This is a genomic window from Teredinibacter turnerae T7901, assembly GCF_000023025.1.
GTDB lineage: Bacteria > Pseudomonadota > Gammaproteobacteria > Pseudomonadales > Cellvibrionaceae > Teredinibacter > Teredinibacter turnerae_B.
In genome coordinates this window covers 3,019,729-3,034,965 of the sequence record NC_012997.1, presented here as the reverse complement: position 1 = coordinate 3,034,965, position 15,237 = coordinate 3,019,729, and the positions used below count along the sequence as shown (strand labels likewise).

The following is a 15,237-nucleotide window of genomic DNA, read 5'->3' as shown; positions in this document are numbered from 1 at the left end:
CTCTACTCGTGAAAATGCACCCGATTGCGTCCCGCTTTCTTTGCTGCGTAGAGCGCTTTGTCCACCACGCCTAAAAGATCCTGGATGTTGTCGCGACCATTTAACAGCGTTACCCCAATCGAACAGGTAAAGCGGATGGTTTTGCTGCCGTAGGTGAGCCCCTCATTCGCGCAACGTCTGCGCAGCGTGTTTGCAATTTCCAGGGCAGCGGATTTAGTGCAATTGGGTAGTCCGATTGCGAACTCCTCGCCGCCGATCCTCCCGATAATATCGTTGCTGCGCACGCACTCCCGGCAAATCGCCGCCATATGCTGGATGACCGCATCGCCAGCAGGGTGACCAAACGAGTCGTTGATATTTTTGAAGTTGTCGATATCCAACTCCAGCAGTGCCAGAGACGACTGTTCATTCAGGGCTCGGTTAATCTCTTCATTCAACCGTTGAAAAAAATAACCTCGTGTTGCGAGCTGTGTCAGGTGGTCGGTGGTGGCAATAGTAAAAAGTTTGCGCGACGCTTCTTCTAACGATTTGTTCAACCGCGACAGAGCCGCTAACCCCGCGACACGACGCTGATGAAAATCAATCATGCGCTCGCCGAAAAGAATCAGCATCAGCCCTAACAAAATTACAGTTAAAGCAAATGCCCAGTAGCGTTTCTGATTGTGAAACAGCTCGTCGACAGGCAATGCATGCCAAACTCGAATTTGTCGATTTTCGATGGGTACATTGGCCAGCACAATATTTTGGTTTTCGAGCTGCCAGATGTTCCATTCGGCCGGCAGGTGTTTATTCCGGGTTAGCGGCAGGTCGGTCAGAGTTTCCTGGGCGTAGACGTTATTGAGCACCCACGTTTCCGGTGGTTTTTGGTTTTCCCAGCGCATGAAATTAAATAGCTGTACGGGGCGGCTGCTGCTGATTACCATTCCCGCGCTGTCCGAAACCCAGGTGATGGTTGCCAGGTTGCGCAGGTTTTCTGTCAGGTGGCGTGCGTCGAGCCGAGTTACCACAACGCCGGAAACGTGATTATCGGCATAGCAGGCGGCAGCGAAAAACAGCGAAGGCTGTTTGACCGCGCGCCCAACGGCAAATTGCATTCCACGGCCGTATTCTTTTGCTCGCTGGAAGTAGTGCCGGGAAGTGTAGTTTTGGCCGAGGCACCCCAGGGTATTAACACCGTTGGGCAAATAGCTGGTGGCAATACACGTACCTTCAGTGTTAAGTACAAATACCGCCATCAGGTCGAGATCCTGGGCGATACTCGTCAGCATATTGTTAAGACCGTTAACTTCAGGAATGGTAGTTAGATGCGCGCTTCTCTCGCTGACCGGCACCTTATCGAGATGCAGGTTGCTGTCCATTTCCCCTGTGCTGCTTAAAATGCGCTCTTCATGGGAGAGCGCAGACGCAAGGTGCTCTGCTGTGTTTATTTCCTTGGCGACAATTTGCGAGATAAATTGTGCTTCCAAATCAACTTTGGTTTGCGCTCGTGTCAGCTCTTCACCCAGGTTCCCTGTTAGCAGGGAGTAACTAGCGCTGAGACCTGCTATCACCCAGAGCACAGCAAATCCGACTGCGCCAGCCTGGAGCGAGCGGAAAGCCTTAAGTCGAGTTTCTTGATGATCGGGTAGCGGCTGCAGCGCAATGGCGGTCGGGTCGCTGAACTTGGTGGTGAAAGTTGAATTGGGGTCTGGGGTCATAAACATTCGTTGTTGAAACCCGTAACTGCATCGGTCCTTTGATAGGTGCCGCTCCCAAGGGGGCGATACAGCGTGCGGCGGGCGAAGTCCTTCTAGTAAAGTTCTCATACCTAAAGCTGAGGTCTCAGGTACTCCAAACTTCCATTCGGCAATAAGTTAAGTGTAGTCAAAACGAGCCACAATGCGCCAACTGAAGTTGCAGATTATGTAAATCGTACCGATTGATTTTGCGAAAATCAGGTGCGAATGGTTGATCAAGTCCGGGGTTGTGGGGCAGCGTTAGCTGCAATAAGCAGGCTTGAAGACCAAATTTTAGGGCCGGAAAAGTACACCAACCATTTAGCAATTGGTCTTCTGAAGGGGGCAACGTTCTAGAGGCAGATTGGCTACACGCTGACCGGATTTAGTGGTGTGCAGGAGGGACAGCGTGAAGGTGTTGCGGAGGTGTCGTTTTAGGCTAATGGCAACCATTCATTGCGACGAACGTTTCGTTGAACGCTCTGGCGGAATGTGCGCGGTGCGAGCATCTCTCGATGTATTTCGTAAGTAACCGTGGCCGCGATGGTGACGTTCGCCTGCGTTTGGAAGTCGGTGATGCTATCCAGTGATCGCAAAAAGCGCCATAGGCTGGGCCTGTTTCCGCAGTGGTGATGAAGGTAACTGCAGGCCTTGCTGGTGTCGACACCATTGTTTCGCAAGCCACTCAACAGCGCCGGTGCCGCAAAGCTCAGCTGTTCTTCCAGCATGTAAAGCACGCCCAGCAAGGCGATGGAATAAACATCGCTGGCCCGCTCCATGTAGCTGATCAGCCGCTCCGCCTGCAGGGGGAGGTGGTAGTCATCAGCGAGCTTAGCGTCAAGCTTTTCCAGATCCGCAAGAATTAATTGTGATTTTTGGTAGTCCGACGGCAAGTAGTTTGCTGCCGAGAAGAGCTTCGCGTGGTGATCAAATTGGTTAATGACCGCAAATTGCTCTCCGGCAAGCGTTATCTGCTGTTCTAAAGATTCGCGCAGACCGAGGTGCAAACGTAAAAAATGGGCGTAGTAGTGTGCATCCAATTGATGCAACCAGAATCGCATGTACGGATAAGAACCCAGCAGACGTTTGCGATTATCGCGGCTTAGTCGCTTAAGCGAAGTCGATATTTTTGCGCGCCGTCCGTAGTGATTCTCTCGGACCTGAGACAAGTCAACAACATTACTCATTGTACTTCCAAAAAAGAATTTGGCGCCATATGGCGCGTATATCATTTTTAGTTTAAACCGGAAGCAATCTCAAGCAGCCCGTTAGGCCAGTTTCTTTACATGGGCGCACAAAATATAACCTTATTGCGCTAAACCCGCTCTACAGTGCCAAGTTGTCAAAAAATCGTTAAGTAAATCGGTTTTACTGGGGAATAACATTCCGCAGTCCGTATACCGGTTCCACAGGCATTCCCCAACAAGGCCGCATATTTGCTTCTGCAATGTCATGTACGCAGCTTTTCGCATAGACCCGGCCACCGCGCCTGCCACACGCACACGGGTGTTGGCCATTAAACATAGCCCCAGGGAAATTTATGAAATTTTGCAACTATCTCGTACTCATCGGATTAACGCTAACCCCATTGTGTAACGCAGAAAATTCCGGGAGCTGGATGCAGCGGCCAGCGGCAAAGCTCTATCGCGCCACGGTTGATTTACGCGGGGCGGAAAATGGCCCCGCGACGCGACCGTATATAGAGGGTTACGTCTTCGTGGACAAAAACGAAAATGGTCGCAAGGACAAGGGTGAGCGCGGTCTGACCGGAGTTAGTGTGTCCAATGGCTATGAGGTTGTAAGTACCGACAAAAAAGGGCGGTATCAACTGCCCGCCGCTGCAAGTGGGCTCAGCGATTTTACCGTGTTTATTACCCAGCCTTCCGGCTATCGTGTGCCAGTGAATGAACATAACGTTCCGCAGTTTTTTTATCACCATCGACCTCAGGGTTCACCACCACTGCGATTCGGTGGCTTGGCACCGACCGGCTCGCAACCGATGGAAATCAATTTTCCGCTCCAGAAAACCCGTCGTCTGTCTGCTTTTAAGATCGCCGTTTCCGGTGACCCACAGCCATACTCTAACAACGAAGTAGGCTATGTGCGGGATGCGCTCGCTAACGAACTGGCCCAGCGAGATGACCTGGAGTTCGTGTTGATTGAAGGCGACGTAATGGGTGATGACCTCGGGTTATTTCCCCGCTTTAAACGGCTGATGAGCGCCGCCGGGATACCCCAGTATTTTGTGGCGGGGAACCACGATCTGGATCTGGATGCGACCGACGATTCACACTCATTCGATACCTTTAAGCGTGAGTGGGGGCCGACCTACTATTCATTTGATTATGGTGATGTCCATTTCGTGGTGCTCGATAACGTGCGCTACCCATGCACACCGCAGGACAATGCCGATGGCCGTCGACCTGAATGCGCTAACCCAGAGTCCAAGCCGACCTACAATGGCGTTATTGATGCCGCACAAATGCAGTGGCTTGCGAATGATCTGGAACGGGTCGACTCGGATACCTTAATTGTGCTGAACATGCACATTCCGCTCGTGTCGTTTAACGTGATGGAGTCTCCTGTCCACCAAACCGACAATGCGAAGGCGCTGTTTGATTTAATTGGAAATCGGCCTGCGGTGGGTTTGAGCGGCCATACGCACACCCTGGAAAACTTTGTCGCGGGTGAGCGCTACGCCGGCTGGAAGGATGCGGTGGGTGTCGCTGCCCCACCGTTCCCCCTTATTGTCACTGGCGCTACCTCTGGGTCCTGGTGGTCTGGCGATTTCGACGAGTACAACCTGCCGATGAGTATTCAGCGACTGGGCGCACCGCGTGGGTATTTAATATTTGAGTTTCACGGCAACCAGTTCAAATCGAAATTCAAGGCCGCTAATAAGCCTGCGGATGAACAGATGTCGGTGGATTTCCTGTCGCCTTCGTTCATGAGCTGGTACAACGCACTCAAAAGTTGGGCCGAGGCTTCACCGGAAAGTCGTACGGTTGTACCTCCGGTCAATATCAACGATTTACCCGATACCCGGATCCTGACTCACCGCGATCTTGAGCAGGGCACCGCTCTCACCATCAATGTGTGGAACGGCTCCAAGGAATCACAAGTCTGGGTTCAGATCGATGACCTGGAACCGGTTGAGGCGCAGCGAACTCAAGCAGGTGAGGGCGAAGGGCGGTTAGTCACTCTGGACCCCGCGGCACTGAAAAAGCAGATGTATGTTTTTCGCTACGCGGCAAAGAGCATGTCCGGCAGCGAGCGGTCGCAGAGCTTTGAGTTGTATAACGGCGAGCGCGCAGGTATCGCCGATCCACGCCCTGAGCCTGGCTGGATGTGGGCTCAGTCATCTACCCATCTTTGGTCGCTATCAATACCGAAAGACCTCGCCGACGGCGCCCACCTTGCGTACATCACCACGCGTGACACCTACGGCAACGTTTACACCACCACGGTCACGTTTGAAGTGGCAGATGTTCGCCCGCCAGCGTACTTTCGGTCGGAGTTGTTCTAGCCTACTGAAAATGCGAAATCTCCGTTTGCAGCTCAGCGGCCATATCGAATACTGAATTGGTAAGTTGCGCAGTATTGTCGAAGCTGGTTGTGCTTTGTTCAGCAAACTCTGCCACCAGGCGAAGGCTCTGCGCGACCCGTTCCGTTCGCGCGGCCTGCTCTGTCACGTTCTGTGCAATACCTTCGTTTTGCTGCAGCACGTCAGCGATGGAGGTCATCACCTCAGAAAGTTCGCGCTCTGAAGCGGCGATTGTTTCGGCGCATTGGGTGGCGAACGCCGCATTGGCGTGAATGCGATTGGCGATGTCGTCGGTGGTGCCTTGAATTTGAGAAATGATCTCCTCAATGCTCACTGTGGATTCCTGGGTTCGCTTGGCCAGGGCACGTACTTCGTCTGCAACAACGGCAAACCCGCGACCCTGCTCACCTGCGCGAGCGGCCTCGATTGCAGCGTTGAGCGCCAACAGATTCGTCTGTTCCGCAACCGCTTTGATCACCAGCACCATGCCACCAATTTGCTTGTTGTGCTCAAGTAACGACTCGATGTACTCCACCGAGTGATTAATATCGTTGGACAGAGTTGTAATTTGCGCCGTAGAGGCCTTCATGACCTCGACGTTTTTCGCTGCGTGGGCGTTGGCTTGCTGGCTGGACTCGGCCGCGCTCCGGCAAAAATGTTCTATCGAGTTTACCGATTCGCTCATTTCCTGCGCGGTGTTTGCAGCTTGAGTAAGCTCGCTGCGGGTGTAGTGCGACTTTTCAAGGGCTTGCTCGCTGGTAGTCTTGAGTTCGTTTGCGGTTGTGGTGAGGTTGCTTGCAACGCCCTTTGATTTATTGATAAGGGTTGCGGTTGTCGCCATCATCGTATTGAAGTCCGCAGCAATATCGGCAAACTCGTCGTGATTGGCCACCTGCATGCGCACTGATAAGTCCGCTTCGTCGCTCACCCTCCTCATCGCCTCTCGAGCAATGGCCACCGGAGTGCGAATCGAGTTCAGCACGGCTGCGGATATCAGCAGAATAACTAAAATCGCCGAGGCTAGAATCAGGTTAAGGGTCTGGTGATGGCGGCGGGATTGCTCGTGCTTTGCTTGAAAGTCCGCCATGGTTGCCGCGGACAAGTGGCCGTTCAGCGACCGCAGCCAGGCGAGCACCGGATCAATCTCTGCATACAGCTCCAAATCGATAAAGTTTCCCATCTCGTAACCGGATTCTTGTGTTACCAGGTTATCTAAACGGGCCAAAATACGTTGCAGAGCCTGTTTCTGCTGGTCGTTCGGCGCGAGTTCTACCGCCAGCTCGGGGGCGTTAGGTAATTCCGGCCAGTGCAGAGCAATAACGTCCTTGGCCTGGTTGATCGCGCTGCGGGTCTCGCTCCAAAGCATCATCCCAGCCCGCGTTTTATGGGCTGTATCGAGAACATTTTCGGATAAGCTGCGGTCGATCGCGGTAATCGCGTTCAGTTGCATGAAATGCGCGGCAACCACGGCTTCAGAGTGGGTCAGGTCCTGTTCGGCGTCACGCATAGCGGTGAAGGAAATTCCGCCCAGAACAACAATTGGCAGTAGTGTGAGAATCAACAGTTTGTGTGTTACACGAAAGTAACTCAATCCCAGCATAAATACATCAACTCGGTTATTAAGATATGTCGGAGAAATAGTTTTCCGTTCTAAGTCTAGTTAGGTTCGCGGCCCGTCTTGTTACGATTTTGTGATAGTTTCAGTGCGCGGCTGGGGTACCCAGGGGATGCCTGGCGGAATTCAGTTGCACTCGTCAGGGTGTACAAGAAAAGAGCAAGATCGAGGTTCTAAATCGCGCCTCGATAAAAAATACGCTTCACGGGTATAATGCCCTGCTTTTAATAACGCGAGATATTTCAACTTCAATGAGCTATCAGGTTCTTGCGCGCAAGTGGCGACCCGCTAATTTCCGCGAAATGGTGGGCCAGGAGCACGTTCTGCGTGCGCTGATCAATGCGCTTGATCACAACCGATTGCACCACGCTTACTTGTTTACGGGTACGCGGGGCGTCGGCAAAACCACTATTGCCCGGATTCTCGCGAAATGCCTTAACTGCGATAGTGGCGTTACATCTACGCCGTGTGGCGAGTGCACATCCTGCGTTGAAATTGCTGAGGGCCGGTTTGTCGACCTCATCGAGGTGGACGCAGCATCGCGTACCAAAGTTGAAGACACCCGGGAACTACTCGACAACGTTCAGTACGCACCCACGCGCGGGCGCTACAAAATATACCTGATCGACGAAGTGCACATGCTCTCCAACCACAGTTTCAACGCATTGTTGAAAACGCTGGAAGAGCCGCCTGAGCATGTGAAGTTTCTGTTGGCCACCACCGATCCGCAGAAACTACCGGTAACTATCCTGTCCCGTTGTTTGCAGTTCAATCTCAAAAATATGAGCCCTGAACGCATAGTGGGGCACCTGCAAAATGTGCTGGAGAAAGAGGCGATTCCCAGTGACAACGCGGCATTGTGGTCGCTGGCTCGCGCTGCGGATGGCAGTATGCGCGATGCGTTAAGCCTCACCGATCAAGCCATCGCCTTTGGCAGTGGTAAAGTTGCCGACAGCGATGTGGCTGCGATGCTGGGCACTATTGATCACCAGCTTATTCAGCGGTTGATTGAAGCCCTGATTGAAAGCGACGGCGCCAGATTACTCAACGCTGTAGCCGAGTTTGCAGAGCACGCGCCGGACTTCGATGCAGCGCTCAGCGATTTGCTCACGATGCTGCACCGCATCGCCATTGCCCAGGCACTTCCCGAAGCGCTCGACAACAGTTTCGGTGATCGCGCACAAGTACTCGATTTTGCTGCGCGTCTCACACCAGAGGATGTGCAACTGTTTTATCAGACGGCGTTGATAGGTCGGCGTGATTTGCCCCTGGCCTCCGACAGTCGAAGCGGCTTTGAAATGTCGTTGTTACGCATGTTGGCGTTCCGTCCGCAGGGCTTGGTAGACGTTCCGGCTAATGTGCTGCCCGCGTCCGTAGCACCAGCATCGCTCGGTGCTACGGACGCGCCCGCACAGGAGAACGCACCGGCAAAAAAGTCTGAACCTGAGTTGCCCGTGCCTGCATCAGTGGCAGGCGAGCCAATTGCTGCGCAGGCTGATGCTCCAGCTCCACAGCAGGCACCAGAGAAGAATAATGTTGCACCGGAATCTTTGCGCGAACCGATTGCTGCACCTGGGCCAGGGTCTGAGGATTACCCTCCCTGGGAAGAAGCGCCTGGAACACCGGTTGACGTCGAGAGTTTGCATCTCTCTGTTGCCAGCGACGCAACGCCATTGGCTGAAACCACGCGGCCGGGTAAATCAGCGGCCGCGAGCATCGCTGCGCAATTGCGTGAACAAGTTAAGGAAATTACCGGAGCCGAGGGGTTCTCGGCGCCGAAACGGCCGCCTGCAGATTCTCCCGCTCAGTCGATATCACAACCGCAACAAAAGCAGGCAAATAGCCAGCATTTGGGGACAAAGGTTGAACTTCAGCAATTGACCCCCGATAACTGGGTAAAGGTGTTCCGTACCGCGAACATCCGCGGCATCATGCAGAGCACGGCCGCGAATGTGGTATTGCTCGGGCGCGAAGAAAACCACCTGCTATTTGCGCTGGATGAATCGCGTGCGAGTCTGTATGACAGCTCGCATGCGCAACGGCTGGCGGATCTGTTATCGGATTATTTTGGCATGCCGGTGAAAGTGGATATTCAACTGCAATCGCTGCCGCCCGAATTACAAACTCCGGCGCAAATTGGCGAACGAGAAAAACGAGAGCGCTACGAAAACGCGCTTGAATCTTTGGCGGCAGATCCCGTTGTACAAACTTTACAGTCAGTATTTGGGGCTACCCTTAACGAAGGGTCAGTGACGTTTCCCAACGAGTGAGAGGTTATCTATGAAAGGCTTGGGCGATTTGATGAAGCAAGCGCAGGAAATGCAGGAAAAGATGCAGCGCATGCAGGAAGACCTTGCCAACCAGGAAGTGCAGGGCGAAGCTGGCGCAGGTTTGGTTGCTGTAATTATGACTGGCAGGCACGACGTAAAAAAAGTCACCATCGATCCGAGCTTGCTGAGCGAAGATAAAGAAATGCTTGAGGACCTTCTGGCGGCGGCGGTGAACGATGCTGTGCGTCGCGTCGAAGATGCCAACAAGCAAAAAATGTCGGACTTGACCGGCGGCATGCAAATGCCCCCTGGCTTCAAAATGCCGTTTTAGTCGATTCTTTCATGTTCTCTCCCTTAATAGACCAACTCATCACCTCATTGCGCGTATTGCCGGGCGTTGGCCCAAAGTCGGCTACTCGCATGGCCTTTCATCTTCTGGAGCGCAATCGCGAAGGGGCTCAGGCGTTGTCGCAGGCCCTGGCTGAGGCGTCGGCGCAGGTCAAACGCTGTGAGCAATGCCGAACCCTGACTGAGCAGCCGTGTTGCGCAATTTGTGCGAGTAGTAAACGCGACCGCCAGCTTATGTGTGTTGTTGAGTCGCCTGCAGATGTTGTTGCCATCGAGCAGTCAGGGACTTTTTCAGGGGTGTATTTTGTCCTGCACGGCAAATTGTCTCCCATTGACGGAGTCGGGCCACGCGAAATTGGTATCGACCAATTGGAGGAGCGTTTTCAAGCTGAGCCGATCAGTGAGGTGATTATTGCCACCAACCCCACGGTTGAAGGGGAGGCTACGGCACATTACATTGCCGAGCGGGCAAAAAAGAACGCAATAAAAGTTACGCGCATTGCTCATGGGGTACCCTTGGGCGGTGAGCTGGAATACATTGATGGTGGCACGCTCGCGCATGCCATCAGTAGTCGTCGCGAGATCTGATGTCTGAACAACTAAGAAAACAACCGGTTCAATGGATAACCACTGCAGCCGAATTAAAGGCGTGTTGCGATAAATGGATCACCCAGCGAATGCTGGCGGTAGACACCGAATTCATGCGCAGCCAAACCTATTACCCGATCACCGGGCTTATCCAGGTTAACGATGGCAACACCAGCTATCTTATCGATCCGCTCGCGTTTGACGACTTTACCCCCCTGGCAGAGTTGATGGAAAACCCCGGTGTTCTCAAGGTGTTGCATTCCTGTTCGGAAGATCTTGAGGTGTTCCACCGGTTTCTGGGGATAGTGCCCAAGCATATGCTGGACACACAGATCGCGAGTGCGCTGTGCGGTTATGGGTTTTCTGTGGGCTTTGGCAAACTGGTTCACGCGGTACTCGGCGAAGAGCTGCCGAAAGAGGAAACCCGCTCAGACTGGTTGCACCGCCCCTTAAGCAGTGCGCAAATTGATTATGCCGCTATCGATGTGGAATACCTTTATAAGCTGGCGTCGATTTTAGTCCTGAAATTGAAGAATCTCGGCCGGTTAACCTGGGTGGCTGAAGATTGCGAGGCGATGCTTCGTCAGTTTGCGGACAACCAAGCGGTCGATAACAGCGACGCAAGAATAAAGCAGGCGTGGCGCCTGTCCCAGCGGCAGCTGGCGATATTAAAAAAACTTGCGCAGTGGCGGGAAGAGGTCGCTCAGCGGCGCGATGTTCCCCGCAACCGCGTGATTAAAGAGCATTCATTGCTCGATTTAGCACAGCGCACGCCGGACCATGTTGCCCAGTTGCGCAAGCTCGACGGTATAAACGAGCGCATGATCCGGACAGATGGTGCTGACCTGATCGCGTGTATTCAGGCGGGTATGGACGTGCCGGAACACGAGCTTCCCGCGCCTCTCCCGCGCCCCCTTAGCGGTAGCGAAAACAAGTGGGCGAAAACTGTGCGGGAAAAAGTGTCCAGCGAAGCCGAGCGCCTGCAACTGGCCCCGGAAATTTTGCTCAAGAAACGCGATTATGAAGCGCTTACCCGTGCTTTTATGACTCCCGACGACATTAACCAGCAAATCATCGAGGCTCGTCTGGCCGAGTATTTGACCGGCTGGCGGTACAATTTGCTAGCCGCGCCTTTGGCAAAAGTCATTTTGCAAAGCTACGGGTTGGCGGAGTCCTGCTAATGTCAAAACTCATTGTCGATATTTACCGGTCTGCGCGCAAAGAGGGAATGTATCTCTATGTTCGCAAAGGCTACGATTTGGAACAATTACCTGCAGCACTTCTCAGCCAATTTGGACGCGCGGAGCACGCGATGGGCATGTTGTTAACTGCCCAGAAAAAGCTCGCACGAGCAGATGCGCAGGCGGTAATGGCGGCGATCGAGGCGCAGAATTTCTACCTGCAAATGCCACCTGCCGCGAGCGCTGAAGATGACTACATGCAGCAAATCCCGAACAGTAAACTTTGATGTGCGACTATGACTGATTTCTGGGAAATGCCGCTTACCGAATTATCACCGCAACAGTGGGAGCAACTCTGTGATGGCTGTGGTAAGTGTTGCCTGCACAAATTGCAGGATGAAGAAACCGACGAACTCTACTTCACCGATGTTGCCTGCCGCTATTTGAATACCGATGCCTGCCGATGTCGCGATTACCAGAACCGGCTGCAAAATCAGCCCGATTGCCTTGCGATTACTGCGGACAATCTCGAATTACTCAGCTGGTTACCTTCTACCTGTGCCTACCGACTGCGCAGCGAAGGGCGCCCCCTCCCGGAATGGCACCCACTTATCAGCGGTACCGCCGAGCGAATGCATGAACTGGGACAATCGGTGAGAGGCCGGGTCGTATCTGAGAGTGAGGTCCAGCCGGATGATCTTGAAGACCATGTAGTGTTTTGGGTGGAACCAGAGGACATTTGTGATGACTGATACTATAAGCGATCTGCAAATACGTCTCGCGTTCCAGGACGACACCATAGATGCGCTGAACCAGCAGGTCACACAATTGGCCCAGGATGTCACGTCACTTCAGCAGCAACTGCAAGTTATGTACAAAAAACTTGGCGATATGGCATACCAACTGGAACAGCGTTCAAATTCTGCGGCGACGCCGGTTGACGAACGCCCCCCACATTATTAACGTCCGGGAACAGCGTTGAAACAACGTTAAATAACGCAGAAAAAGGTCAAAAGACAAGAGCACCACCGCACATGATGACATCGGCAGAATATTTACAGGCTTGGCTATACTACCTGCTCGGGGCAATTCTGCTGATCGGATGCTGGTGGTACGCGACCCGGCCGATCCCATGGGCGGAGTTGCGTCACTTGTTAAGACTCGTGGTTATCGCGGTATTACTCATCCCCTGGTACACCAACACGCAGCAGGAATACTTGTCTCCGGCGTTCCTGATAGCGATCGTCGAGGGCTTGTTCGAAGGTGGTGATGCATTCTGGCGTGCGGGCACACCTTTACTCGCAGGCGTTGCGGCGGTGGTGGGGCTATCGCTGGTGGTGCTTGGTGTGCGCTGGTTGTTGCTCAGAAATCGACCAGAGCCGGCGCCTGCTGCATAGCAATCCGCTTGCAAATCCCGGCAAACTGCGCTTAGAGCTGCTATAAATAACTAATAATCAAGGGTTTAAACGATATAAGGCTATCGTTGTGGCGCTTGGATAGATGTTATTTTTCTGCAGAGCAGCAGCACACCATGCCAAATATTCTTGCCCGTTTTCGCGGGTTTCTTTCGCTTCTATGTGTATTCAGTTTACTTGCAGGCGGCGCGCAAGCACAGGCGCCAGCGCCGGCCGACGTGCGCCTGGTAATTGATGTCTCAGGCAGCATGAAGCGAAACGATCCCAACAACCTGCGTCAACCGGCGGTGGACCTGCTGGTTCAGCTTCTTCCAGAGGGTAGTCGAGCGGGGGTGTGGACCTTCGGCAAGTGGGTCAACATGCTCGTTCCTCATCGGGATGTCACTGATCCCTGGCGGGCGACGGCGCAGGCTAAAGCGTCGGAAATCAATTCAGTTGGCCTTTTCACCAATATCGGTGAAGCACTCGAGAAAGCCACCTTCGAGGGGGCAGACGGTGGTGCAGAGTTTCGCAAAAGCATAATTCTGTTGACCGACGGTATGGTCGACATCGACAAGTCCCCGGAACAAAACAAGCGCGAGTGGCGGCGTATCGCCGACGAGGTTATTCCCCGCCTTAAAGAGGCGGGTGTCACAGTGCACACCATCGCGCTATCTGCTAATGCCGATACTAATCTGCTCAACAAAATCTCGCTCGCGACAGGTGGTATGGCTGAGGTTGCACACTCTGCCGACGACTTGATGCGTATTTTTCTGAAAGCGTTCGATGTCGCTGCGCCAGCCGAGCAAGTGCCGCTTACCGATAACCAGTTTGTGATCGACTCAAGTGTTGAGGAGTTCACCGCCCTCATTTTTCGTCAAAATGCCGATGAGCAAACGCAGCTGGTTGGGCCTGATGCGACTGTGTATGAAGCCAGTAAATCAAACCCTGATGTTAAGTGGCATCGGAGCCCGGACTACGATCTCATAACGGTAAACCAGCCCTTGGAGGGCGAGTGGGGCGTAAAAGCCGATATGGCGCCAGACAGTCGCGTTACCGTGGTCAGTAATTTGAATTTGCGTGTCCTGCCGCTTCCCATTAATGTCATGGGCGGTCAGGTTGAAACGCTGTCGCTGATGCTGCAGGAAGACGGAAAGACCATAGACCGGCCTGAGTTTTTATCACTGATGAAAATCGAAGGCGCAATGGAAGCTGGTAATGATGAGTTCGATCTCACTGAATTCTGGCGAAGCCCTATCGGCGCGGAAAATCCCCCTGCGGACGGAATTTATTCCCAAGTGCTCCCTGCGTTTGAGAAAAGCGGGATCTATCAGCTCAGTGTTATTGTTGATGGCAAAACGTTTATCCGCCAGTTTACTCACCAGTTCCACGTGCGCCAGCCGTTCGGTGCCGAAGTGAAACAAATGACTATCGAGGGCAAGAACGAATATGTCCTGGTGGTAAATTCCTACAGTCAGGATATCGATATTCCGCGCACCCAAGTTGCCGCTACCATAGAAACACCCGATGGCCGCAAAAAAATTCGTCCACTCAACCCGACTGAGGCAGATACCTGGCAAGCTATTTTGCTGCCGGAAAAAGAAGGCAAGTATACCGCGACAGTAAAAACCAAGGGATTCAATAACGCAGGTAAACCATTTGAGGTCACCCTAGCTCCAGTGGATTTTATTTATGCGGCGGGCGCGGGGTTCAGCGAAGAGAAGGCACCATTTTTTCCACCGGAAGCCAGCCCGGAGCCATCGCAAGAGCCTTCTCCAGCGCCCGAGGAGGAAGGTGAGGGCGGCGATGCTGCCTCTGGAGATACCGGCGAATCGGCAGAATCCATTCCGCCGTGGTTACTTTATACCATCCTGGGGCTGGGTAACCTGGTCATTTTTGCGCTCGGATTTTTCGCGTTCCGCAAAATAATGGGTAGCAACGACAAGATCATGGAGGAGTACGCCGACGAAAAAGTCGCCGCGCCAGAAGTCGAGGCGGAACCGGAACCGGAACTGGAAGAAGAGCCTCCTATGGAAGACCTGGAGCCAGTTCTATCGGCTCCTGAGCCCGAGCCGATTCCGGCGCCCATGGAGGTTGAAGAGCAAGATATTTCTGATGACCTTGAGATGCCAGAAGAACCGCAAGCCGATGATCTCGACGATCTGGATGCAATGAGCGATCCTGACGGTGGTGCTGCTGAGGAGGCTGAAGACGACGACATGGTCGCTGAAATGCTGAAAGCTCAGGGACTGGATCTGGCCGAGGACGAACTGGATGAAGCCATCTCCACACTCATTGACGATCTGGACTCGAGCGGTGATGACGACGATGGCGGTATGGACAGTATGGATGACATGGACGACGAGTCCGACGATGATCCGGATAAAATCTGACAATGCCTCGCGTAGAAAAGACTGGCTAATTCACCCATTGTGACTGTTCTTCCAGCCTTCCAGGATCGGCACAATCATGACGTATAGCATTCATCGACTTTGGGTAGGGCGACCACTTGTAATTTCAAGTTCGATGACCATATCCAACTAGGTTGCAGGGCCTGGGTTTCGGGGCCTGAGTTTCAGGGC

Annotated in this window: 13 protein-coding genes; 10 read left to right on the top strand and 3 right to left on the bottom strand. The window is 53.3% G+C overall.

What is annotated here, in order from left to right:
• Positions 1–2: 2 nt before the first annotated feature.
• Both TERTU_RS12135 and TERTU_RS12130 read right to left on the bottom strand, forming a co-directional pair.
• On the bottom strand, positions 3–1,697 hold the full coding sequence (locus tag TERTU_RS12135; protein ID WP_228378144.1) for a sensor domain-containing diguanylate cyclase: 1,695 nt from the start codon (positions 1,695–1,697) through the stop codon (positions 3–5).
• Between the two features lie 452 nt (positions 1,698–2,149).
• Positions 2,150–2,902 carry a heme oxygenase-like domain-containing protein gene (locus TERTU_RS12130; RefSeq protein WP_015819229.1) on the bottom strand — a complete coding sequence of 251 codons (753 nt, stop codon included), beginning with the start codon at positions 2,900–2,902 and terminating at the stop codon, positions 2,150–2,152.
• 353 nt (positions 2,903–3,255) lie between these two features.
• Between TERTU_RS12130 and TERTU_RS12125 the strand changes: the two genes are divergently transcribed.
• Positions 3,256–5,241, top strand: a complete 1,986-nt coding sequence (locus TERTU_RS12125; RefSeq protein ID WP_015820373.1) for a calcineurin-like phosphoesterase C-terminal domain-containing protein — start codon at positions 3,256–3,258, stop codon at positions 5,239–5,241.
• 1 nt (position 5,242) lies between these two features.
• On the opposite strand, the gene TERTU_RS12120 is transcribed toward TERTU_RS12125, so the two are convergent.
• A complete protein-coding gene (locus TERTU_RS12120) occupies positions 5,243–6,859 on the bottom strand; it encodes a methyl-accepting chemotaxis protein (protein ID WP_015817332.1) in 1,617 nt (538 codons plus the stop codon).
• Between the two features lie 266 nt (positions 6,860–7,125).
• Here TERTU_RS12120 and dnaX point away from each other — a divergent pair, with 266 nt between their 5' ends.
• From dnaX to TERTU_RS12075, 9 genes are all read left to right on the top strand, one after another.
• Positions 7,126–9,144: a DNA polymerase III subunit gamma/tau gene (gene dnaX, locus TERTU_RS12115; RefSeq protein WP_015816872.1), complete on the top strand. Its 2,019-nt coding sequence runs from the start codon at positions 7,126–7,128 to the stop codon at positions 9,142–9,144.
• A gap of 10 nt (positions 9,145–9,154) precedes the next feature.
• Positions 9,155–9,475 (top strand): YbaB/EbfC family nucleoid-associated protein, encoded by a 321-nt coding sequence (locus TERTU_RS12110; RefSeq protein ID WP_015817681.1) that lies wholly within the window; start codon positions 9,155–9,157, stop codon positions 9,473–9,475.
• Between the two features lie 11 nt (positions 9,476–9,486).
• Positions 9,487–10,080, top strand: coding sequence for a recombination mediator RecR (gene recR / locus TERTU_RS12105; protein WP_015820465.1), 594 nt, complete (start codon positions 9,487–9,489; stop codon positions 10,078–10,080).
• Positions 10,080–11,261 (top strand): ribonuclease D, encoded by a 1,182-nt coding sequence (gene rnd, locus TERTU_RS12100; protein WP_015819489.1) that lies wholly within the window; start codon positions 10,080–10,082, stop codon positions 11,259–11,261. The genes recR and rnd overlap by 1 nt, the downstream gene beginning before the upstream one ends.
• Positions 11,261–11,548 (top strand): YcgL domain-containing protein, encoded by a 288-nt coding sequence (locus tag TERTU_RS12095; RefSeq protein WP_015817858.1) that lies wholly within the window; start codon positions 11,261–11,263, stop codon positions 11,546–11,548. Before rnd ends, TERTU_RS12095 begins: the two co-directional genes overlap by 1 nt.
• 9 nt (positions 11,549–11,557) lie before the next feature.
• Entirely contained in the window at positions 11,558–12,013 is a 456-nt protein-coding gene (locus TERTU_RS12090) for a YcgN family cysteine cluster protein (protein WP_015818642.1), read from the top strand.
• Positions 12,006–12,224 (top strand): SlyX family protein, encoded by a 219-nt coding sequence (locus TERTU_RS12085; protein WP_015816914.1) that lies wholly within the window; start codon positions 12,006–12,008, stop codon positions 12,222–12,224. Before TERTU_RS12090 ends, TERTU_RS12085 begins: the two co-directional genes overlap by 8 nt.
• A 71-nt stretch (positions 12,225–12,295) precedes the next feature.
• Entirely contained in the window at positions 12,296–12,658 is a 363-nt protein-coding gene (locus TERTU_RS12080; protein WP_018015632.1) for a hypothetical protein, read from the top strand.
• Positions 12,659–12,792: 134 nt separating this feature from the next.
• A complete protein-coding gene (locus tag TERTU_RS12075; RefSeq protein ID WP_019602857.1) occupies positions 12,793–15,048 on the top strand; it encodes a VWA domain-containing protein in 2,256 nt (751 codons plus the stop codon).
• The last annotated feature ends 189 nt before the right edge of the window (positions 15,049–15,237 follow it).

Bases quoted from the DNA above. Each gene is read 5' to 3' on its own strand.
- rnd (WP_015819489.1), top strand. From the start codon at position 10,080: ATGTCTGAACAACTAAGAAAACAACCGGTTCAATGGATAACCACTGCA.
- TERTU_RS12085 (WP_015816914.1), top strand. From the start codon at position 12,006: ATGACTGATACTATAAGCGATCTGCAAATACGTCTCGCGTTCCAGGAC.
- TERTU_RS12095 (WP_015817858.1), top strand. From the start codon at position 11,261: ATGTCAAAACTCATTGTCGATATTTACCGGTCTGCGCGCAAAGAGGGA.
- TERTU_RS12130 (WP_015819229.1), bottom strand. From the start codon at position 2,902: ATGAGTAATGTTGTTGACTTGTCTCAGGTCCGAGAGAATCACTACGGA.
- TERTU_RS12090 (WP_015818642.1), top strand. From the start codon at position 11,558: ATGACTGATTTCTGGGAAATGCCGCTTACCGAATTATCACCGCAACAG.
- dnaX (WP_015816872.1), top strand. From the start codon at position 7,126: ATGAGCTATCAGGTTCTTGCGCGCAAGTGGCGACCCGCTAATTTCCGC.
- TERTU_RS12075 (WP_019602857.1), top strand. From the start codon at position 12,793: ATGCCAAATATTCTTGCCCGTTTTCGCGGGTTTCTTTCGCTTCTATGT.
- TERTU_RS12125 (WP_015820373.1), top strand. From the start codon at position 3,256: ATGAAATTTTGCAACTATCTCGTACTCATCGGATTAACGCTAACCCCA.
- TERTU_RS12120 (WP_015817332.1), bottom strand. From the start codon at position 6,859: ATGCTGGGATTGAGTTACTTTCGTGTAACACACAAACTGTTGATTCTC.
- TERTU_RS12110 (WP_015817681.1), top strand. From the start codon at position 9,155: ATGAAAGGCTTGGGCGATTTGATGAAGCAAGCGCAGGAAATGCAGGAA.
- TERTU_RS12135 (WP_228378144.1), bottom strand. From the start codon at position 1,697: ATGACCCCAGACCCCAATTCAACTTTCACCACCAAGTTCAGCGACCCG.
- TERTU_RS12080 (WP_018015632.1), top strand. From the start codon at position 12,296: ATGATGACATCGGCAGAATATTTACAGGCTTGGCTATACTACCTGCTC.
- recR (WP_015820465.1), top strand. From the start codon at position 9,487: ATGTTCTCTCCCTTAATAGACCAACTCATCACCTCATTGCGCGTATTG.